Raw genomic sequence first — 19,842 nt, 5'->3', positions numbered from 1 at the left:
TCGGCGGCCAGCGAGGCCCTGGCGCACCGATAACCCGACCGGACGACCGGGTCATGCATTCATTCACACGATCAGGAACGGCTCCTTGAAGAAATGTTCCTCCAGATTGACGCCTTCGCCGCCGCGATCGACCACCGCGAAATCCGAGACGTCATCGAGCGGCGTCAGGATGCCGTGCCAGACATTGCGGGCGATGTTGACGCCCTGGCCCGGGGTGGTCTTGAAGGCGATCGGTTCACTCGGGCCTTCGTCGGTTTCCCGGGAGACGACGATCAGAAACGGATTGTCGCTCAAGGGGATGAAGGCCTGGCTGCCGAGCGGATGACGCTCGACCATGGTGAGTTTCAGCGGCAGAGGATAGGGTACGCCGCGCACCAGGCTGATCATGGGCCGGGCCTTTTCGCCTGTTGTATCGATCTTGGCGAGGTCGTGGTAGCGGGTTGCATTGCCCCCGTTGATGGGGAAGTTGTTGGCATTCTCCGTTTCGATCACGTCGCCGAAAGGCGCAAAGGCCTCCCGGGTCAACGGCTGTATGACGATCTCCTTCATGTGACGCTCCTCCGTCCAATGTTGATGGGTTGCCTGGAAGTTTGATCGCTTCGCCTCCTCGGCGAAACGATCTAGATGCCGGCTTTCGCAATACGCCCGAAGACACGCAGCCGGCTGACGCCGCCGTCGGGGAAGATGTTGAAGCGTACGTGGGTTACCGGACCCGCGATCGCGAGTGCGCTTGCTTCATAGGTGTGGATGCTGTCGGCGGCGAGTTTCTGCGGCGGCAGGACCTCGCGCCAGAACATCGACGATGCCGTAATGGATGCGGCTACTTCGCAAGCGTTCGCTCCAAGGTCTGCCGCCTGCAGCGAACAGGCGTCCGGGTAGTTGCCCTTGAAGTGGGCGGTATCGACCACGATCCGGTCGATCTCGCCGCGCGCGGCGAGTTTCACCACGATCCAGTCGTTGCCGGGCTCGCGCCGTCGGCGGGTCTCCCAACAGAGCTGGCTCGGTTTGTCTGAACAGTTTCGGGCGTTTTGCTAAGTGGATTTCCGCCTCGATTATGCTGCCGCCATCATCGGTGTCAGCGCGTTGAAGTAAGCCTGATCCGGCGTCTGCCGGTCAAGGGATGAATGTGGGCGTCGGGTGTTGTAAAAGGACAGATATCGAGCGATGCCAACGCGGGCCTCGGACACGGTTTTGTAGGCGTGGAGGTAGACCTCCTCGTATTTGATCGACCGCCAGAGCCGCTCGACGAAGACATTGTCCCGCCACGCGCCCTTGCCGTCCATCGAGATGGCGATCTCAGCCTTCTTCAGCACGGCAGTGAAGTCGACGGAGGTGAACTGCGAGCCCTGATCCGTATTGAAGATGTCGGGCTTTCCATACCGAGCAAGTGCTTCCTCGACCGCTTCGATGCAAAAGGCCGTCTCCATCGTGATCGACAGCCGCCACGACAGAACCCTCCGGCTGAACCAGTCCACGACAGCGCAGAGATAGACAAAGCCGCGCGCCATCGGAATATAGGTCAGGTCCATCGCCCAGACCTGATTGGGCCTGGTGACCGCCAGCTTTCGCAGGAGATAGGGATAGACCTTGTGACCTGGTGCCGGTTTCGAGGTGTTCGGGCGACGGTAGATCGCCTCGATGCCCATCTTCTTCATCAGCGTGGCGACGTGCAACCGTCCCGCTTGCAGTCCTTCCGCCTTCAAAAGCCCTTGCAACATCCGGCTCCCGGCAAACGGGTAGTCGAGATGTAGTTCGTCGATCCGGCGCATCAACGCCAGATCGCCGTCCGACACTGGACGCGGAGAATAATAGACGCTGCCACGACTGAAGCCGAGAAGCTTCGCCTGGCGCACGACCGACAGTCTGTGCGTGCGGTCGATCATTTCTTTCCGCCCAGCAATCCCGCCTTGCCGAGCGCACCGGACAAAAAATCGTTCTCCAGCGTCAGCTCGCCGATCTTGGCGTGTAGTGTTTTGACATCGACTGTGGGTGTCGTCGGTTCTGTCTTGGCTTCATCGCCGAAAACGCCCGTCGCCCCCTCAAGGAGCTGGTCTTTCCACTGCTTGATCTGATTGGCGTGCACGTCGAACTGCTGGGACAGTTCCACCAGCGTCTGTTCGCCTCTGATCGCGGCAAGCGCCACTTTCGCCTTGAAAGCCGGGCTGTGGTTCCGGCGCGGTCGTCTCGTCATGGTCTCTCCTGTTTCCGGCATCTATGCCAAAGTCAGGCAGAAATTCCACTTATCCCCGCTGTTCAAATTTCCCGAGCCAGCTCTCAACCGTCGCCCATGTTGATGCCGCGTCCGGGCGCAAGCAGCCGCTGGTGGCCGTAGTGTCCGTTGGAATAGGCGATGATGCGCCCGCCGAGCAATGATGAGGCCAGATCGACCACCGTGTCGCCGATCGCTGCCCGGTCTAGCGCAGGCGCGCCGTAAACCCGAAGGCGGGCGACGCCGCCGTCGGGATAGATGCGCAAGCGCACATGGCTCCAGACAGAATCCGACCGCGCTTCGAAGTGATGCAGCGCGCTCGGGCCAAGCGGCCGAGGGCAGACCAGCTCCGTCCAGACCGTCCGATCGTCCGGGCCATCCGGTGCCAGGCAGGCGTCGATGGCGCAAGCGCTCGGGTAGTTGCCGGTGAAATGAGCGGTATCAACCTCGAAGCCCCGGATGAGGCCGTTCGTCGCGAGTGCCACGATGGCGTGGTCGTTGCCGGGGCCGCGGCGTCGCCGCGTCTCCCAGCCGTCCATCCACTTGCCGTTCTCGTCATAGACACCGGGATGATAGACCGGCGGCGCGTCCTGCAGCATGCGTTCGAGCGGCGCGAAGAACTCGTCGGTTGCAAAGACCGGCCGCGCGCCGAGACCGGCGGAGGCAAGGTTGATCGCGTTCAGCGCGAATTCGGGCGGGTTCACGCCGTCGATCGTCATCGCGAGACCCTCAGCTCGGCAGCATGTCCTTGAGGCGCAGATAGGCGATCCGCTCCACCTGCCGGCACGCGGTCTCGAACTCCGTATCGCGATCGTTGCCGATCCGGCTTTCGAAGGCGGCGAGGATCTCGTCCTTGCTGCGGCCCTTGACCGCCATGATGAACGGGAACTTGAACTTCTCGACATAGGCGGCGTTGAGCGTGGTGAAGCGTTCACGCTCGGCATCGGTCAGCGCATCGAGGCCGGCACCGGCCTGCTCGTTGGTCGAGCTTTCGGTCAGGCGCTTGGCCTGTGCCAGCTTGCCGGCTAGATCGGGGTGGGCGATCAGCACAGCAAGCCGCTCCTCGGCCGAAGCTTCGCGGAAGACTGCGGAAAGGGCGGCGGCAAGGCCGATCGCGGTGTCGTTGGCCGGCGAAAGTTCGCCCTGGAAGGCGCGCTTCGCGATCCACTTCGAATGTTCGAAGACGCCGCCGAACCTGGCGACGAACGCCTCTTCGCCAAGCCGCGACGGACGATCGTCCCAGGCCTTGTACGGGTAGTTTTCGGCCCAATGGCGGGCGATATCGACGCGTTTTGCGAGCCACACCTTCTCGTGGCCCTGCACATAATCGAGGAAGCGGGCGAGTGCCGCGGCGCGGCCGGGCCGGCCGACGAGGCGGCAGTGCAGCCCGATGCTCAGCATCTTCGGCGCACCGGCCGTACCTTCGGCGTAGAGCACGTCGAAGCTGTCCTTGAGGTAGCTGAAGAACTGGTCGCCGCTGTTGAAACCCTGCGGCGTGGCAAAACGCATGTCGTTGCTGTCGAGCGTGTAGGGGATGACCAGCTGATGGCGCCCCGCATGCTCATGCCAATAGGGCAGGTCGTCGGCATAGGCGTCCGATACGTAGTCGAAGCCGCCGGCTTCCGTCACGAGATCGAGCGTGTTGTCGGAACAGCGCCCCGTGTACCAGCCGCGCGGGCGCTCTCCGGTGACGATGGTGTGCAGCCGGACCGCTTCGGCGATCTCCTGGCGCTCGCGCTCCGGCGAAAAGTCCTTGTGTTCGATCCATTTCAGGCCGTGCGAGGCGATTTCCCAGCCGGCGTCCTGCATGGCGGCGACCTGTTCCGGCGAGCGCTTCAGCGCGGTTGCGACGCCATAAACGGTCGCCGGCACGCCGCGCTCGGTGAACATGCGATGCAGCCGCCAGAAGCCGGCGCGTGCGCCATATTCGTAGATCGATTCCATGTTCCAGTGGCGCTGGCCCTGCCAGGCCTGCGCACCGACGATTTCCGACAGGAATGCTTCGGAGGCTGGGTCGCCATGCAGCACGCAGTTCTCGCCGCCTTCCTCGTAATTGATGACGAATTGCACGGCGATCCGCGCGCCGTCGGGCCATGTGATCTTGAAGTTCGGGCCGTGGCCGTGAAGATCGCGGGGGTATCTCATCTAAGCAGCTCCTCCAGACATTTTCGTCTCTGCATCCAATTTCTAGCGGCATTTGTTTCGAGCCATTCCCCCCAAAAAATTTGAAAGTCTCGAATGATCCGGTCGCTACCAAGCGGGTGGGAATGCCGGAATACTGCGAGGTGGAAAGCTGACTTCGGGAGGAGCGAAAACTATGCAATCTCAGGGTGGAAACGCCGGCCGTTTGACGACGCACGTGCTGGATACGGCCAGCGGCAAACCGGCCGAAGGGCTGCGCATCGAGCTCTACCGGGTCGATGGCGATCGCCAGACGCATATCAAGTCCGTCAAGACCAATGACGACGGCCGCTGTGACGAGCCGCTTTTGAGCGGCGAGCGCATGCAGACCGGCACCTACGAGCTGCAGTTCCATGCGGGCGATTATCTCGGCGGCGCAGCCAAGCGCGGTGACAACCCGTTCCTCGACGTGATCCCAATCCGCTTCGGCATCGATAACCAGGGCGCGCACTATCACGTGCCGCTGCTGCTTTCGCCCTATGGCTACTCCACCTATCGCGGGAGCTGAGCAATGACGATCCAGATCCGCAACACCATCCGCTTCATCCTGAACCACCGCCTCGTCGAACTTGCCGATGTTTCGCCGGTTCAGACTCTGCTCGATTTTCTGCGCATCGACCGCAATCTGAAGGGCACGAAAGAAGGCTGCGCCGAGGGCGACTGCGGTGCCTGCACCGTGCTTGTCGGCCGCCTGCTCGACGGCAAGCTCAAGTATGAATCCGTCAATGCCTGCATCCGTTTCGTCGGCTCGCTCGACGGCTGTCATATCGTGACGGTGGATAGTTTGGCGCAGCCGGCTGGCCCGTTGCATCCGGTGCAGCAGGCAATGGTCGACACGCATGCCTCGCAGTGCGGTTTCTGCACGCCGGGCTTCGTGATGTCGCTCTATGGCCTCTGGATGGAGAACTCGAAGCCGTCGATCGCCGAAATCGAAAAGGCGCTGCAGGGCAATCTTTGTCGCTGCACCGGCTATGCCGCGATCATTCGCGCCGCCGAGGCGATCTCGACAATCGGCGATATCGGCAAGGATCCGCTGGTGGCCGAACGCGACCGGATCGCAGGCGAACTGGCAGCACTTCAGGACGGCCGTCGCGTGGAAATCGGCTCCGAGACCGAGCGCTTCATCCTGCCGGGCTCGGTCGATGATTTCGCCGCCGTGCTCGAAGCCAACCCGAAGGCGACGATCGTTGCCGGTTCGACCGATGTCGGCCTCTGGGTCACCAAATTCATGCGCGACATCTCACCGGTCATTCACCTGACCCATCTTGAAGAACTGCGCCGCATCACGGTCGATGCCGACGGCGTGACGCTCGGCGCCGGCGTCAGCTACGCCGAAGCCTACCCCGTTATCGTCGCGCACTTCCCTGAACTGACCGAGCTTTGGGATCGCATCGGCGGCCAGCAGGTCCGCAACATGGGCACCGTCGGCGGCAACATTGCCAACGGCTCGCCGATCGGCGACACGCCGCCGGCGCTGATTGCGCTTGGCGCCGCGATCACGCTGCGCAAGGGCGATCGCCGCCGCACGGTGGTGCTCGAGGACTTCTTCATCGCCTACGGCAAGCAGGACCGCGAGCCGGGCGAGTTCGTGGAAAGCGTGCGCATTCCTTTCGTTTCCGATAACGCGCGTGTGGCCGTCTACAAGGTGACGAAGCGTCTGGATGAGGACATTACCGCCGTCTGCGGCGGCTTCAACATCGCCTTCGAGGCAGGTCGGGTCAGCGACGCCATCATCGCCTTCGGCGGCATGGCCGCTACGCCGAAGCGAGCCGCTCATGTGGAGGCGGTGCTAAAAGGCGCCGAGTGGAACGAGGAGACGATCGAGCGCGCTGTCGCTGCCTTCGATCAGGACTTCACGCCGCTGACGGACTGGCGCGCCTCGGCGGAGTACCGCCAACTGGTGGCGAAGAACCTGCTTCGCCGCTTCTATCTCGAAACGCAGTCGAGTGGCGGCCAGCTCCGTCTCGATCGCACCATTGCTGTCGCGGTTTAAGGGAGGAAGCCATGAACGTGATGCAGCCCATCGACCGCATCCGCGGCGGCGTACACGAAAACGAACGGCACGAGTCCGGCCACAAGCATGTGTCCGGAACGGCCGAATATATCGACGATATTCCTGAGCCCCAGGGCACCCTGCACGGCTATCTCGGCCTCTCGCAGCGGGCGCACGCCGACATCCTGTCGATTGACTTTGAGGCCGTGAACGCCAGCGAAGGCGTGATCGGCGTTCTGACGGCCGCCGACATTCCCGGTGAAAACGACATCAGCCCGGCGCACAAGCACGACGAACCGATCTTCGTCACCGACAAGGTGGAGTTCCACGGCCAGCCGATCTTCGCGGTTGTCGCCACGTCGCGCGAAGCGGCGCGGCGCGCGGCCGCCAAGGTCAAGATCGAGTATCGCGATCTGCCGCATGTGACCGACGTGCTCGAAGCGGCTGCCGCCAACTATCCGCTGGTCATCGATCCCTTGAAGCTCGAGCGTGGCGACATCGACGCCGGCTTTGCCAAGGCGAAGAATATTCTCGAAGGCGAGATGCGCATCGGCGGCCAGGACCACTTCTATCTGGAAGGCCAGATCTCGTTTGCCATTCCCGGTGAGGACGACGAGGTGCTCGTCTATTCCTCGACCCAGCACCCGGCCGAGACGCAGCACATGGTCGCGACCGTGCTTGGCGTTCCGTCGAACGCGGTCACCGTGAATGTGCGCCGCATGGGCGGCGGTTTCGGCGGCAAGGAAACCCAGGCCAACATTTTCGCCGCCGTTGCGGCCGTCGCGGCCAAGAAATACCGCTGCCCGGTCAAGGTCCGGCCGGACCGCGACGACGACATGAGCGCCACCGGCAAGCGTCACGACTTCCACGTGGACTACAAGCTCGGCTTCGACGACGAGGGGCGCATCGAGGCGGTGGACGCTGTCTTTTCGGCACGCTGCGGTTACTCGGCTGATCTCTCGGGTCCGGTCACCGACCGCGCGCTCTTCCATGCCGACAACTGCTATTTCTATCCGAACGTGCGCCTGCGTTCGCGTCCGCTGAAGACCAACACCGTTTCCAACACCGCGTTCCGCGGTTTTGGCGGCCCTCAAGGGATGGTCGGTGGCGAACGAATGATCGAGGACATCGCCTATGCCGTCGGCAAGGATCCGCTGGAAATCCGCAAGCTGAACTTCTACGGCGGCGAGGGACGAAACCTCACGCCCTATCACCAGACCGTGGAAGACAACATCATCGGCCGCATTATCGAGGAACTGGAAACCTCGGCGGATTATGCCAAGCGTCGCGAAGCGGTGATCGCGTTTAACCGCGAGAACAATGTGGTGAAGCGCGGCATCGCGCTGACGCCGGTAAAGTTCGGCATCTCCTTCACCAAGACCGAGTACAACCAGGCCGGCGCGCTCGTGCATGTCTATACGGATGGTTCGATCCATCTGAACCATGGCGGCACCGAGATGGGGCAGGGGCTCTATACCAAGGTCGCCCAAGTGGTGGCCGACGAGTTCCAGGTTGATCTCGACCGGATCAAGGTGACGGCGACGACGACCGGCAAGGTGCCGAACACGTCTGCAACCGCGGCGTCCTCCGGCTCCGATCTCAACGGCATGGCCGCTGCCAATGCCGCCCAACAGATCAAGGAACGGCTGGTCAAGTTTGCTGCCGAGCGCTGGAACGTCGCCGAGGCCGATGTCGCCTTTGAACCGAACGTGGTGCGGATCGGAGCGGAACGCTTGAGCTTCAACGAGTTCATCAAGATCGCCTATGGCGCCCGCATCCAGCTTTCGGCCGCCGGTTTCTACAAGACGCCGAAGATCCACTGGAACCGCGCCGAAGGCCGGGGCCGGCCGTTCTTCTACTACGCCTATGGCGCCTCGTGCTCCGAGGTCAGCGTCGATACGCTGACCGGTGAATATCAGGTCGACCGCACCGACATCCTGCACGATGTCGGCCGCTCGCTGAACCCGGCGCTCGATCTTGGTCAGGTCGAAGGCGCCTTCGTTCAGGGCATGGGCTGGCTGACGACGGAAGAGCTCTGGTGGGATGCCAAGGGCCGGCTGCGCACGCACGCGCCCTCGACCTACAAGATCCCGCTGGCATCCGATCGCCCGCGCGTCTTCAACACCCGGCTTGCCGAGTGGTCGGTCAACCGCGAAGAAACGATTCGCCGCTCGAAGGCTGTCGGCGAACCGCCTTTCATGCTCGGCATCTCCGTGCTGGAAGCCTTGTCGATGGCGGCCGCGAGCGTTGCGGAGTATCGTATAGCACCGCGCCTCGATGCGCCGGCAACGCCGGAAAGGGTGCTGATGGCGATCGAGCGGCTGCGGGCGGCCGCACGGCAGAAAGGGTAACAGGGGCTGATTGTCATGGTGGCGAGCCGCGAGGATATCAGGGACTTTCTCCGACGCGAGCGCGACTGCGTGCTTGTGGAGGTGACCGGTGCCGCCGGTTCGACGCCACGCGATACCGACGCCTGGATGCTCGTCGCCGCCGATAGCCTGTTCGGCACGATCGGCGGCGGGCAACTCGAATACATGGCGATCGACCATGGCCGGAGGGCGCTGAAGCGCGGCGACGCGCCGGAGGCGATGACGATCCCGCTCGGACCGGAGATCGGCCAGTGTTGCGGCGGGCGCGTGGCGCTTGCCTTCACACGAATCGATCGGGAGAAAGCCGCCATGCTGATTGAACGCAGCGACCTGGAAATCGCCAGCCGGCCGCATGTCTATGTCTTCGGCGCGGGCCATGTCGGCGATGCACTGGCGATGGCGCTCTCCCTGGTGCCGGTGCGCACCGTTCTCGTAGATACCCGCGAGAATGAGCTTTCGGCCGTTGCCGACATTCCCGGCATCGAGACCTGCCTGACGGCGATGCCGGAGGCAGTGGTGCGCGACGCGCCCCCCGGCAGCGCCTTCGTCATCCTCACCCACGACCACGCGCTCGACTTCCTGATCGCGGCAGAAGCGCTTCGCCGCGACGATGCCTCCTATGTCGGTATGATCGGGTCGAAGACCAAGCGCTCCACTTTCAAGAACTGGCTGTCGCGCGAGATCGGTCGACCGGACCTCTTCGACCGACTGGTCTGCCCGATCGGCGGCACGACGGTGAAGGACAAGCGGCCAGCGGTGATCGCTGCGCTTGCCGCCGCCGAAGTCATGGCGGCTGCGCTCAATTTTCGCCAGCCGGTGCAAGCGGACATCTCGCGTCGGCCGGCTGCCGCCAAGCTTGTTCGTTAGCAAATCCGCCCGTCAGCGGAGCGCCGTTTCGCCCCGGTGCGCACCGTTGAGGTGGAGCGCAAAGCCGTTGATGCGCGGGTCACCGACCTCCGGTCGGAGTTCAAGCGTCGGGATCGCATAGTCCCCGCCGTTCTGCCGGCGATAGGGAATGGGCGCAGTTGTCGCGAGCGTGTGCATTCTTTCTTTCAGTTGATCCGCTGTGGCTTGAAAACCAGCGTCGTCAAGGCTGTCGACGCGGTAGGCGACGAACGGCGGGAGCACGTCGTAACCGGGATAGAAGAGGATCCCGTGGTTGATCGGGAAGAGCAGGTCGTCGATCGGCCCGTTCACGCCCCGCGGCGAATAGTGCTCCTCCCAGCCGCCCGTCGTCACGACAAGCATGGCGCGTTTGCCGGCCAGCGTTCCCTCGCCGAAGCGCCTGCCCCAATATTTGTCGCTGTGCTCGCCGACGCCATAGGCAAAACCATAGGCATAGACGCGATCGACCCAGCCTTTCAGGATTGCCGGCATTGAATACCACCACAGCGGAAACTGCAGAATCAGCGCGTCGGCCCAGAGCAGCTTTTCCTGCTCGGTCTTGACGTCGGCGGTCAGCGTATCGGTGGCAAAGGCCTCCTTCGACGCGCGGCTTGGCTTGAACCGGGCATCGGGGGCAAGGGCCGGAAAATCGGAACGACCGATCTCGGACTTCCATCCCTCGGCATAGAGATCGGTGACACGAACCTCGTGGCCTTCGGCTTCAAGCGTCTTGACGGCGATATCGCGCAGCGCGCCGTTCAGTGAACGCGGTTCGGGGTGGGCATAAACAAGCAGAACTTTCATGGTCGATATCCTCGGTGCCATCAACTGAGACTCTAGGTAGACCGCCCCATCCCTATGCGGTAGATATTCGAAATGCATAGGATCATGCCGAAAAATGGATAAGTCTGATGTTACGCTTGAACGCATGCGCACCTTCGTGCGCGTCGCCGAGCGGGGCAGTCTTTCGGCTGTTGCGCGTGAGTTCGGCATCGGCCAGTCGACGGTGACGCGGCAGCTGCGAGAGCTCGAGGAAGCGATCGGCGTGCCGCTGCTTAGCCGCACCACCCGTCGCGTCACGGTGACCGACGAAGGCAGCCGTTACTACGCCGATAGCGTCCAGATCCTGCGACTGGTAGAACAGGCCGGCGACGAAGCGCGCGGTGCGCGTGGGGCTGCTGCCGGTACCATTCGTGTGTCCTGCACGTCCGCATTCGGAGTGCTGCACGTTACCCGGCTGATCTTTGCTTTCCAGGACAGGCATCCCGACATCGGCGTCGATCTGAGCCTGACCGACGAGCGCATCGACCTCGTGCGGGAAGGCATCGACGTCGCGTTGCGGCTCGGGCCGCTTAGCGACAGCTCCATGAAGCTTAGGCCGCTTGGGCAGAGCCGGCGTCTTCTGGTGGCTGCTCCGGCCTACCTGGCCGCGCGCGGATTTCCGCGCGCCCCAAGTGACCTCTCGGCGCATGAGGGGATCCGCATGTCGAACATTGCCGGCAGTGACAGGCTCAACTTCGAAGCCACAGACGGGCGGCATCTGTCCGTGCCCTTCGGTGGACGCCTTCGCATCGATCATGGGCTTGCTGCACGTGAGGCCCTCGTCGCCGGCCAGGGCATCGCGCCTGCCCACCGATGGCTCGTCGACGATCTGATCGAGGCCGGCGTGTTGGTACCGCTGCTTCCGGACTATTCATTGCCTGCGGTGCCGCTCAGCCTGCTGATCGTGCCGGAACGCTCTGGCATCGCCCGTGTTCGTCTGTTGGTTGATTTCCTGGTCGAGGCGATCGGCAACCTTCCGGGGATCGAGAGGTCCAGAGCCTAGCGGCCTCGGCCGTCCGCCAGCTGCGACAGCGTGATCCCTAACCCGAATGGATCGGTCGCATGACCCGTGCGCCGTAAGCCATACCACAAATGTGTCGCTTACCCTTTGCTTCCGGATCTGTCTATCATCAGTAGTTTCTAAAATAAGGTTGACGCTGAGGTCGACCTTAGCGGAAGTAACGCGTCCAGGATTTTCTTTAGTGCTTTTCAGACAAATCGCGTTTTACGCAATTGCACAGAGACGGGGACGCATCAGATCGGAAGACGACTATGAAGAAACTGACGCGTGCTCTGCTCTTGTCCACGGCATTCGCGGTGCTGACGCACTATAGCGCGCCGTTCATGATCGGCGTTGCCCACGCCGATGGGGGTACTACCAGTGGTGAAGGCAGCACGGGCGGCACCGGTGGCGACGGCGGGACTGGCGGCGCCGGAGGAACCGGTGGTGATGGCGGCACGGGCGGCGATGGTGGTGGCACCGGCGGCGATGGCGGTGGCACCGGTGGTGACGGTGGTGGCACCGGTGGCGATGGCGGCGGCACCGGCGGTGACGGTGGTGGTACGGGCGGCGATGGCGGCGGCACCGGTGGCGACGGCGGTGGTACCGGCGGCGATGGCGGCGGCACGGGTGGTGATGGTGGCGGCACCGGTGGCGATGGCGGCGGCACCGGCGGTGACGGCGGCGGTGGCGGCAAGCCCAAGCACGCCAACAACGGCTTCGGCAACGGCGGCGGTGACGGCGTTCCCGGCAAGTCGAAGCACAGCGACGTGAAACGCTGATCTCTGAAAAATGTTGAGGGCGCGCCGCATCGGCGCGCCTTCTTTCTTTTGCAAACTACGTTGAGATCGCCCCGTGCCGGGCGAAAGAACCAGCTCTCCGTCGATAGGAGCCGCCGGCAGCCCCCGGCGATGCCTAGGGCGTGCAGTCTTGCTCCTTGGCCCACACCGAAGCGGCCGGAAGACGAACGGTCAGGCCAGCATTCCGTTGATCAGGCGCTGACAGCGCTCGGCCATGTAATCGATCATCAGTCGCACCTTGGGGTCCTGGAACCGCTTGTGTGGATAGATCGCCGCAAGCTGCACGCTGAGCGGCGGCGTGTCGACGAGGATCGGGACGAGTGCGCCGGAATTGATGTGCGCCTTCACCTCGAACAGCGGCTTGTTGATAATGCCGCGGCCGTCGAGCGCCCACTGCGTCAGCACGTCGCCGTCGTCGGAATCATAGGGTCCGGTGACTTCGAGCTTGCGCACGCCTTCCATGGTCTGGAGCGTCCAGAAATACTCTTTCGAACCGGGATACCTGAGCAGCAGACAGTCGTGCTTGTCGGCGATGAGTGCGTCGGGCGTCTGAGGGATACCCCGCTTCTCGAAATAGGCAGGCGCACCGCAGACAACGCGCTCGCAATTCATGATGCCGCGCATGCGCAGGTTCGAATCTTCGAGGATGCCGAGCTTGAAGGCGACGTCGACGCCTTCCGACAGGATATCGACATTGTGGTCCGACAGGCGAAGCCGCACTTCGATGTCGGGATACTTGTCGTGAAACTCCGGAATGCCCGATGCAATCAGCCGCCGACCTATCCCCAAAGGAGCGGTAATCTTCAGCGCGCCCTTCGGATTGCGCGAGAGATCGGCGATCGCATTTTCTGCTTCGTTGACAGCCTCGAGGATCTTCACCGCGCCGTCGTAAAAGACGCGACCGTGCTCCGTCGGGGTCAGCTTGCGCGTCGTCCGATTGAACAGGCGAACGCCCATATGGCGTTCCAACTCTTTGATTCTATTGCTTGCAACCGCCGGCGTCACGCGCTGGTCGCGACCCGCTGCCGACAGGGTTCCAAGCTCTACGACGCGTACGAAGACGCGCACATTGTCCAGATAAGACATGCCTCCGTCCCACTCCTTCAGGCTCTCTCTAGCCTATCCATTCCGTCGCTATTTTATAGATTTTTTTGAAAGTGTTGGTGAAGCAGCGACGTTCCCGCGACCTCCAGCAATGACACATAATGGTCCGAGGAGAAATGGGAGAATTTCATGTACGACTATGCCATCGCCTGGGATTGGCTGACCTTTGCCGTGAGATGGCTGCACGTCATCACCGCCATTGCATGGATCGGTTCGTCCTTTTACTTCGTCGCCCTCGACCTCGGTCTGAAGAAACATCCCGGCCTGCCGGTCGGCGCCTATGGCGAAGAATGGCAGGTGCACGGTGGTGGCTTCTACCACATCCAGAAATACCTGGTTGCGCCGGCCAACATGCCGGAGCACCTGATCTGGTTCAAATGGGAGTCCTACGTCACCTGGCTCTCCGGCTTCGGCATGCTCTGCCTGGTCTACTACGCCGGCGCCGACCTCTACCTGATCGACCCGAACGTGCTCGACGTCTCGAAGCCGGTGGCGATCGCCATCTCGCTCGGCTCGATTGCCTTCGGCTGGCTCGCCTATGATACGATCTGCAAGTCGCCCTTCGGTCGCGACAACACCCGACTGATGGTGCTGCTCTACTTCATTCTGGTCGGCATGGCCTGGGGCTACACGCAGCTCTTCACCGGCCGCGCAGCCTTCCTGCATCTCGGTGCGTTTACCGCGACGATCATGTCGGCCAACGTCTTCTTCATCATCATTCCGAACCAGAAGGTGGTCGTCGGCGACCTGATCGCTGGCCGCACGCCCGACGCCAAGTACGGCGTGATCGCCAAGCAGCGCTCGACCCACAACAACTACCTGACGCTGCCGGTTCTCTTCCTGATGCTGTCGAACCACTATCCGCTGGCGTTCGGTACCCAGTACAACTGGATCATCGCCTCGCTGGTCTTCCTGATGGGCGTGACCATCCGCCACTATTTCAACACCCGTCACGCGAACAAGGGCAACCCGACCTGGACCTGGCTGGTCACTGCGCTGCTCTTCGTCGTCATCATGTGGCTGTCGACCGTGCCGAAGATTCTTGCTGGCGGCGAGGAGGCGAAGATTTCCGCCGCGCAACAGCCGTTCGTGACGGCGGAAGCCTTTCCGAAGGTTCGCGACACGGTGCTTGGCCGCTGTTCCATGTGCCATGCCAAGGAGCCGGGCTGGGAGGGCATCGTCGTCCCGCCGAAGGGCGTGATGCTCGAGACCGACACTGAGATCGCCAATCACGCGCGTGAAATCTACCTGCAGGCCGGCCGCAGCCACGCGATGCCGCCCGCCAATGTCACCGGCGTATCGGACGAGGAGCGGCAGTTGCTCGTCGCCTGGTACGAATCCGTCGTGAATGGAGGAAAGACCCAATGACCGATCTGCTGATCCGCGGCCGTGTGCTGACCTTTGTCGAGGAACCGAAGGGCATCGACGACACCACCTCCTATCGCTACTTCGAAGACGGCGCCGTGCTCGTGCGCGGCGGCAAGGTCGCCGATATCGGCGATCATGTCGATGTCGCCCGTCGTGCCGGTGCCGGCGTCAAGGTCGCCGACCATCGCCCTCATCTGGTGTTGCCAGGCCTGATCGATACGCATCTGCATTTCCCGCAGACGCAGGCGATCGCCTCCTACGGCGCCCAGCTTCTCGAATGGCTGAACACCTACATTTTCGTCGAGGAGCAGAAGTTCCGCAAACCGGAGCACGCCGACTTCATCGCCGGCCGTTTCCTGGATGAGCTTCTGGCGAACGGCACGACCACGGCGGCCGCCTATTGCTCGGTGCATCCGGAGAGCGTCGACGCCTATTTTGGGGCGGCCGAAGCGCGCGGCATGCTGATGATTGGCGGCAAGGTGATGATGGACCGCAATGCGCCCGATGCGCTGCGCGACACGGCGCAGCAGGGCTATGACGAGACGAAGGCGCTGATTGCCAAGTGGCACGGCCGTGGCCGCGCGCACTACGCCATCAGTCCGCGCTTTGCCATCACGTCGACGCCGGAGCAGATGGAGGCGAGCCGCGTGCTCGTCGCCGAGCATCCGGAGTGCTACGTCCAGACGCATCTCTCTGAAAACAGGGACGAAATCGCCTTCGCCACGTCGCTCTATCCGGAAGCGAAGGACTATACCGACATTTACGCGCGCTACGATCTGCTGACGCGCAAGACCTTGCTCGGCCACTGCATCTATCTGAGCGACCGCGAGATTTCGGTACTCGCCGAAACCGGTGCCGTCGGCAATTTCTGCCCGACCTCGAACCTGTTCCTCGGCTCGGGTCTCTTCGATCGCGATCGCTTCGACAAGCTCGGCGCCCGCTGGTCGGTCGCGACCGATGTCGGCGCCGGCACCAGCTTCTCGATGCTGGAGACGATGGACGAGGCCTACAAGGTTCTGCACCTGCAGGGCCAGCGGCTGACGCCATTCAACTCCTTCTACCGCATGACACTCGGCAACGCCCGGGCGCTCGATCTCGACGACCGTATCGGCTCGCTGCATGCCGGCGCCGACGCCGATATCGTGGTGCTTGATAGCCGCGCCAAGCCGTCGATGGACTTGCGCATGCGGGTTGCCGGTTCGCTTGTCGAGGAACTCTTCATCCTGCAGACGATGGGTGACGATCGATGCGTGGCCGAGACCTATGTCGCCGGCAAGCCGATGAAGGGAGCTGCACGCGCTGCGAAGGACGCAGTCACCTCGGCAGTAAAGAGCCTCGAAACGGCCTAAGGCGCGTCCGCCCCTGCTGGCTCGCCAGCATTGCCTATTATAACGCCGCGTGTCCGGATCGGACGCGCGGCGTTTCTGTTGGTCGGGATTTAAAGCTCTTCCGGTCGCTTGCCGCCCATCGCCTTGGTCAGCGCATCCGCGCGTTCGCGCACGATGGGGCCGAAGGTCGAGAGCTTCTGATCGCTGACGCGGACCGACGGGCCCGAGATGGATATGCCGGCGATCGTTTCGCCATATTCGTTGAAGATCGGAGCGGCGACGCAGCGCATGCCGAGCGTGTGCTCCTCGTCGTCGACCGACCAGCCGCGGTGGCGGATCTCCTGTATATCCTTCAACAGCGCCGGCAGCGTATCGCGCGTCTTGTCGGTGAAATGCGCGAGTTCGCGACCGTGGAGCAGCTGGGCGATCTCCTTGTCGGACCAGGTGGACAGGATGGCCTTGCCGATGCCGGAGGCATGAACCGGACCGCGGCGGCCGGGACGGAAGAAAGCGCGCATCGGCGCGTGGCTTTCGACCTGCGAAATGAAGACGACGTCGCCGCCTTCCTCGATGCCGATATTCGCCGTCTCGCCGCTTTCCTCCATCAGTCCTTTTAGAAACGGCCGACTGATGGTGCCGAGCTTGCGGAAGCGCAGATAGGCGTTGCCGATCTCGAACGCCTTCAAGCCGACTGTCCAGGCGCCCGTGTCCGGGTCGTGCATCACCATGCCGTGGCCGGCAAGCGTTGCCAGCAGCCGGTGCACGGTCGACGGCGCCATGCCGGTCTCGTCGGCGAGCTGGGTGAGGGTTGAGCCGTCGCCTTCGGCCACGACCGTCAAAAGGGCGAGACTGCGATCAAGCACCTGGACGGATGAAGGGGCGGCGTTCTCGCCCGCCTTGCGTCCGCGTTTTCCCCTGCCGTTGCCGTCCATAAAAGCCTCTCTGCAAATCACGTGTCTCGCCCATCATCCTCTATCAGGCCATGCCGCGATTTTCTCCGAATTATTGAAAATCTTTATTTCCACATGATGGAAATGAATTCCATTTGCGTGTTGCGTATCGACGATAATGGATTATTGTTTCAGGAAATTGGAGGAGTTCCCATGGCTAAGATGCGTGCCGTTGACGCGGCTGTTATTGTTCTGGAAAAGGAAGGCATCGACTGTGCCTTCGGCGTACCGGGTGCCGCCATTAATCCGTTCTACTCGGCGCTGAAGGCGCGCGGCTCGGTTCGTCATATCCTGGCGCGCCACGTCGAAGGCGCTTCCCACATGGCCGAAGGCTATACGCGCGCCAAGCACGGCAATATCGGAGTCTGCATCGGCACGTCGGGCCCGGCCGGCACCGACATGATCACCGGCCTCTATTCGGCCTCGGCGGATTCGATCCCGATCCTCTGCATCACTGGCCAGGCGCCGCGCGCCCGTCTCGACAAGGAAGATTTCCAGGCTGTCGATATCGCCAAGATCGCAGCACCGGTCACCAAGTGGGCGGTTACCGTCATGGAGCCGGCGCTCGTTCCCTTCGTCTTCCAGAAGGCGTTTCACATCATGCGCTCCGGCCGTCCCGGCCCGGTGCTGATCGACCTGCCGGTCGACGTCCAGCTTGCCGAGATCGAATTCGATCCGGACACCTACCAGCCGCTTGAAGCCTACAAGCCGAAGGCGACGCGGGCCCAGGCCGAGAAGGCGATCGCGATGCTGAACGAAGCGGAACGCCCGCTGATCGTTGCCGGCGGCGGCATCATCAACGCCGATGCATCGGACCTTCTGACAGAATTTGCCGAAATCACCGGAATTCCGGTTATTCCGACTCTGATGGGCTGGGGCACGATCCCGGATGACCATCCGCTGATGGCCGGCATGTGCGGCCTGCAGACCTCGCATCGCTACGGCAATGCCAACATGCTCGCCTCCGACTTCGTGCTCGGCGTCGGCAACCGCTGGGCAAACCGCCACACCGGCAACGTTCCGACCTACACGGAAGGCCGCAAGTTCGTTCACGTCGACATTGAGCCGACGCAGATCGGCCGCGTCTTCGCGCCCGATTTCGGTATCGTCTCGGATGCCGGCGCTGCGCTGAAGCTCTTCCTCGATGTCGCGACGGAATGGAAGACGGCGGGCAAGCTGCGTGACTGGTCCGCCTGGGCGGAAGAGTGCCGCGAGCGCAAGCGCACCATGCTACGCAAGACCCACTTCGACCAGACGCCGCTGAAACCGCAGCGCGTCTATGAAGAGATGAACAAGGCCTTCGGCCGCGACACCTGCTACGTTTCGACCATCGGCCTCAGCCAGATCGCCGGCGCCCAGTTCCTGCACGTCTATAAGCCGCGCAACTGGATCAATTGCGGCCAGGCCGGACCGCTCGGCTGGACCCTGCCTGCGGCACTCGGTGTTCGCGCCGCCGATCCGGACCGGACGATCGTGGCACTCTCAGGCGACTACGACTTCCAGTTCCTGATCGAGGAGCTGGCTGTCGGCGCCCAGCACAAGCTGCCTTACCTGCATGTGGTCGTGAACAATTCCTATCTCGGCCTCATCCGCCAGGCGCAGCGCGGTCTCAACATGGACTTCGAAGTCAGCCTCGCCTTCGACAACATCAACGCGTCGGGCGATGCGGAGAAGGGTTACGGCGTCGACCACGTCGCGGTTGCCGAAGGTCTCGGCTGCAAGGCGATCCGTGTGCGCAGCCCGAACGAGTTCCAGGAAGCCTTCGACCGGGCGCGCGCGCTGATGGACGAGCACCAGGTTCCCGTCGTCATCGAGTTCATCCTCGAGCGCGTCACCAACATCTCCATGGGCGCCGACATCAATGCGGTCGTCGAGTTCGAGGAACTGGCGCTGCGCGGCGAGGACGTGCCGACCGCGATCACGGCCCTGCTCGACTGAGCCTTGAATGACTGAGGAGATGCGGGCGCTCCGCCGCCCGCATCGCTCACAAGACAAACACAAGGAGGAAACATCGCATGGCGAAGTTCGCTGCGAACCTGACAATGCTGTTCAACGAGGTGCCGTTCCTCGATCGTTTCGCCCTTGCTGCCAAGGCCGGCTTCGAGGGTGTGGAATATCTGTTTCCCTACGAATTCGAAAAGGTGAGCCTGCGCGCAGAGCTTCAGCGCCATGGCCTGACCCAAGTTCTGCACAACCTGCCGGCAGGCAACTGGGCGAGCGGCGAACGCGGCATCGCCATCCTGCCTAACCGGGTCGACGAGTTCCGCAAAGGCGTGGCGAGCGCCATCGACTACGCGACGGCGCTCGACTGCAAGCAGGTCAACTGCCTGGTTGGCATCGCGCCTCACGGTGTCTCTGAACAGGTGCTGCGCGACACGCTGGTCGCCAATCTCAAGCTTGCTGCAAGCGAACTCGGCAAGCAGGGCATTCGCCTGCTCATCGAACCGATCAACGACTTCGATATTCCGGGCTTCTATCTCAACACGGTCGAGCAGGCGGCTTCGATCATTGAGGAGGTCGGCAGCGACAACCTGTTCATCCAGTACGACCTCTACCACCAGCAGCGCACGCAGGGCGAGTTGATCGGCACCTACAAGCGCTTTGCCGATCGCATCGTTCATGTCCAGCTTGCCGACAATCCGGGCCGCAACGAGCCGGGCACCGGCGAGATCAACTATCCCTTCGTCTTCGACGCGCTGGAAGCGGCCGGCTACGACGGCTGGATCGGTTGCGAATATAAGCCGCGCACCACGACGGCCGACGGCCTCGGCTGGCTCGGCGCCGAGCGCCAGCGCACCCAATCCGCAGACATCATCAAGATCAGGAGCTAAAC

Annotated in this window: 17 protein-coding genes and 1 pseudogene; 10 read left to right on the top strand and 8 right to left on the bottom strand. The window is 62.8% G+C overall.

The genetic code is table 11. The features are described from left to right. Positions 1-63: 63 nt before the first annotated feature. The 5 genes and pseudogenes from OVA00_RS01705 to puuE form a co-directional block, all read right to left on the bottom strand. Entirely contained in the window at positions 64-549 is a 486-nt protein-coding gene (locus tag OVA00_RS01705; RefSeq protein ID WP_034799348.1) for an ureidoglycolate lyase, read from the bottom strand. Between the two features lie 71 nt (positions 550-620). Then, a pseudogene (locus OVA00_RS01700) lies at positions 621-977 on the bottom strand (allantoicase); the annotation flags it as partial. A 75-nt stretch (positions 978-1,052) separates the two neighbouring features. Then, positions 1,053-2,191 (bottom strand): IS3 family transposase gene (locus OVA00_RS01695; RefSeq protein ID WP_192445889.1). Its coding sequence is split into 2 segments (ribosomal slippage): positions 1,053-1,933 and positions 1,933-2,191, totalling 1,140 coding nucleotides; the frame shifts between segments, so codons are not numbered across the junction. Between the two features lie 83 nt (positions 2,192-2,274). Continuing rightward, entirely contained in the window at positions 2,275-2,928 is a 654-nt protein-coding gene (locus OVA00_RS01690) for a hypothetical protein (protein WP_268087743.1), read from the bottom strand. Positions 2,929-2,938: 10 nt separating this feature from the next. Next, positions 2,939-4,354: an allantoinase PuuE gene (puuE, locus tag OVA00_RS01685; RefSeq protein ID WP_268087741.1), complete on the bottom strand. Its 1,416-nt coding sequence runs from the start codon at positions 4,352-4,354 to the stop codon at positions 2,939-2,941. A gap of 172 nt (positions 4,355-4,526) precedes the next feature. On the opposite strand from puuE, the gene uraH reads away from it, so the two are divergent. Genes uraH through xdhC form a run of 4 tightly spaced genes read left to right on the top strand, consistent with a single transcriptional unit; the run spans position 4,527 to position 9,619 of the window. Further along, a complete protein-coding gene (gene uraH, locus OVA00_RS01680) occupies positions 4,527-4,898 on the top strand; it encodes a hydroxyisourate hydrolase (RefSeq protein WP_034799357.1) in 372 nt (123 codons plus the stop codon). Positions 4,899-4,901: 3 nt separating this feature from the next. Then, positions 4,902-6,383, top strand: coding sequence for a xanthine dehydrogenase small subunit (gene xdhA, locus OVA00_RS01675; protein WP_090295951.1), 1,482 nt, complete (start codon positions 4,902-4,904; stop codon positions 6,381-6,383). 11 nt (positions 6,384-6,394) lie between these two features. After that, positions 6,395-8,734 (top strand): xanthine dehydrogenase molybdopterin binding subunit, encoded by a 2,340-nt coding sequence (xdhB, locus tag OVA00_RS01670; RefSeq protein WP_060521699.1) that lies wholly within the window; start codon positions 6,395-6,397, stop codon positions 8,732-8,734. An 18-nt stretch (positions 8,735-8,752) separates the two neighbouring features. Next, positions 8,753-9,619: a xanthine dehydrogenase accessory protein XdhC gene (gene xdhC, locus OVA00_RS01665; protein WP_112772135.1), complete on the top strand. Its 867-nt coding sequence runs from the start codon at positions 8,753-8,755 to the stop codon at positions 9,617-9,619. A gap of 12 nt (positions 9,620-9,631) precedes the next feature. Here xdhC and OVA00_RS01660 read toward each other — a convergent pair whose 3' ends face one another. Then, positions 9,632-10,441, bottom strand: a complete 810-nt coding sequence (locus tag OVA00_RS01660) for an NAD(P)H-dependent oxidoreductase (RefSeq protein ID WP_060644327.1) — start codon at positions 10,439-10,441, stop codon at positions 9,632-9,634. Between the two features lie 94 nt (positions 10,442-10,535). On the opposite strand from OVA00_RS01660, the gene OVA00_RS01655 reads away from it, so the two are divergent. Both OVA00_RS01655 and OVA00_RS01650 read left to right on the top strand, forming a co-directional pair. Beyond that, positions 10,536-11,462, top strand: a complete 927-nt coding sequence (locus OVA00_RS01655; RefSeq protein WP_268087738.1) for a LysR family transcriptional regulator — start codon at positions 10,536-10,538, stop codon at positions 11,460-11,462. Between the two features lie 269 nt (positions 11,463-11,731). Beyond that, positions 11,732-12,241 carry a hypothetical protein gene (locus OVA00_RS01650; protein WP_268087737.1) on the top strand — a complete coding sequence of 170 codons (510 nt, stop codon included), beginning with the start codon at positions 11,732-11,734 and terminating at the stop codon, positions 12,239-12,241. A gap of 189 nt (positions 12,242-12,430) precedes the next feature. Here OVA00_RS01650 and OVA00_RS01645 read toward each other — a convergent pair whose 3' ends face one another. Further along, on the bottom strand, positions 12,431-13,345 hold the full coding sequence (locus OVA00_RS01645) for a LysR family transcriptional regulator (protein ID WP_034799367.1): 915 nt from the start codon (positions 13,343-13,345) through the stop codon (positions 12,431-12,433). A gap of 147 nt (positions 13,346-13,492) precedes the next feature. Between OVA00_RS01645 and OVA00_RS01640 the strand changes: the two genes are divergently transcribed. Both OVA00_RS01640 and guaD read left to right on the top strand, forming a co-directional pair. Beyond that, the gene (locus tag OVA00_RS01640) at positions 13,493-14,731 is read left to right on the top strand and encodes a urate hydroxylase PuuD (protein ID WP_034799370.1); all 1,239 of its coding nucleotides are present in this window, start codon (positions 13,493-13,495) and stop codon (positions 14,729-14,731) included. Beyond that, positions 14,728-16,080, top strand: coding sequence for a guanine deaminase (gene guaD / locus OVA00_RS01635; RefSeq protein ID WP_268087735.1), 1,353 nt, complete (start codon positions 14,728-14,730; stop codon positions 16,078-16,080). The genes OVA00_RS01640 and guaD overlap by 4 nt, the downstream gene beginning before the upstream one ends. A gap of 89 nt (positions 16,081-16,169) precedes the next feature. Here the strand turns inward: guaD and OVA00_RS01630 are convergent, their stop codons facing one another. After that, positions 16,170-16,991 (bottom strand): IclR family transcriptional regulator, encoded by an 822-nt coding sequence (locus tag OVA00_RS01630; protein WP_034799375.1) that lies wholly within the window; start codon positions 16,989-16,991, stop codon positions 16,170-16,172. Positions 16,992-17,162: 171 nt separating this feature from the next. Here OVA00_RS01630 and gcl point away from each other — a divergent pair, with 171 nt between their 5' ends. Together gcl and hyi are read left to right on the top strand one after the other, a co-directional pair. After that, a complete protein-coding gene (gene gcl, locus OVA00_RS01625) occupies positions 17,163-18,947 on the top strand; it encodes a glyoxylate carboligase (protein ID WP_034799378.1) in 1,785 nt (594 codons plus the stop codon). A 77-nt stretch (positions 18,948-19,024) separates the two neighbouring features. Next, positions 19,025-19,840 carry a hydroxypyruvate isomerase gene (hyi, locus tag OVA00_RS01620; RefSeq protein WP_060521690.1) on the top strand — a complete coding sequence of 272 codons (816 nt, stop codon included), beginning with the start codon at positions 19,025-19,027 and terminating at the stop codon, positions 19,838-19,840. The last annotated feature ends 2 nt before the right edge of the window (positions 19,841-19,842 follow it).

The sequence above is a fragment of the Ensifer sp. SL37 genome (assembly GCF_026672675.1).
GTDB lineage: Bacteria > Pseudomonadota > Alphaproteobacteria > Rhizobiales > Rhizobiaceae > Ensifer > Ensifer adhaerens.
Note: the sequence above shows the minus strand (reverse complement) of the source record. Positions and strands in the feature narration are given on the sequence as shown.

Excerpts from the sequence above, each read along its gene's own strand:
- hyi (WP_060521690.1), top strand. The coding sequence starts at position 19,025 with ATGGCGAAGTTCGCTGCGAACCTGACAATGCTGTTCAACGAGGTGCCG.
- puuE (WP_268087741.1), bottom strand. The coding sequence starts at position 4,354 with ATGAGATACCCCCGCGATCTTCACGGCCACGGCCCGAACTTCAAGATC.
- OVA00_RS01630 (WP_034799375.1), bottom strand. The coding sequence starts at position 16,991 with ATGGACGGCAACGGCAGGGGAAAACGCGGACGCAAGGCGGGCGAGAAC.
- xdhB (WP_060521699.1), top strand. The coding sequence starts at position 6,395 with ATGAACGTGATGCAGCCCATCGACCGCATCCGCGGCGGCGTACACGAA.
- guaD (WP_268087735.1), top strand. The coding sequence starts at position 14,728 with ATGACCGATCTGCTGATCCGCGGCCGTGTGCTGACCTTTGTCGAGGAA.
- OVA00_RS01660 (WP_060644327.1), bottom strand. The coding sequence starts at position 10,441 with ATGAAAGTTCTGCTTGTTTATGCCCACCCCGAACCGCGTTCACTGAAC.
- uraH (WP_034799357.1), top strand. The coding sequence starts at position 4,527 with ATGCAATCTCAGGGTGGAAACGCCGGCCGTTTGACGACGCACGTGCTG.
- OVA00_RS01640 (WP_034799370.1), top strand. The coding sequence starts at position 13,493 with ATGTACGACTATGCCATCGCCTGGGATTGGCTGACCTTTGCCGTGAGA.
- OVA00_RS01690 (WP_268087743.1), bottom strand. The coding sequence starts at position 2,928 with ATGACGATCGACGGCGTGAACCCGCCCGAATTCGCGCTGAACGCGATC.
- gcl (WP_034799378.1), top strand. The coding sequence starts at position 17,163 with ATGGCTAAGATGCGTGCCGTTGACGCGGCTGTTATTGTTCTGGAAAAG.
- xdhA (WP_090295951.1), top strand. The coding sequence starts at position 4,902 with ATGACGATCCAGATCCGCAACACCATCCGCTTCATCCTGAACCACCGC.
- OVA00_RS01645 (WP_034799367.1), bottom strand. The coding sequence starts at position 13,345 with ATGTCTTATCTGGACAATGTGCGCGTCTTCGTACGCGTCGTAGAGCTT.
- OVA00_RS01650 (WP_268087737.1), top strand. The coding sequence starts at position 11,732 with ATGAAGAAACTGACGCGTGCTCTGCTCTTGTCCACGGCATTCGCGGTG.
- OVA00_RS01705 (WP_034799348.1), bottom strand. The coding sequence starts at position 549 with ATGAAGGAGATCGTCATACAGCCGTTGACCCGGGAGGCCTTTGCGCCT.
- OVA00_RS01655 (WP_268087738.1), top strand. The coding sequence starts at position 10,536 with ATGGATAAGTCTGATGTTACGCTTGAACGCATGCGCACCTTCGTGCGC.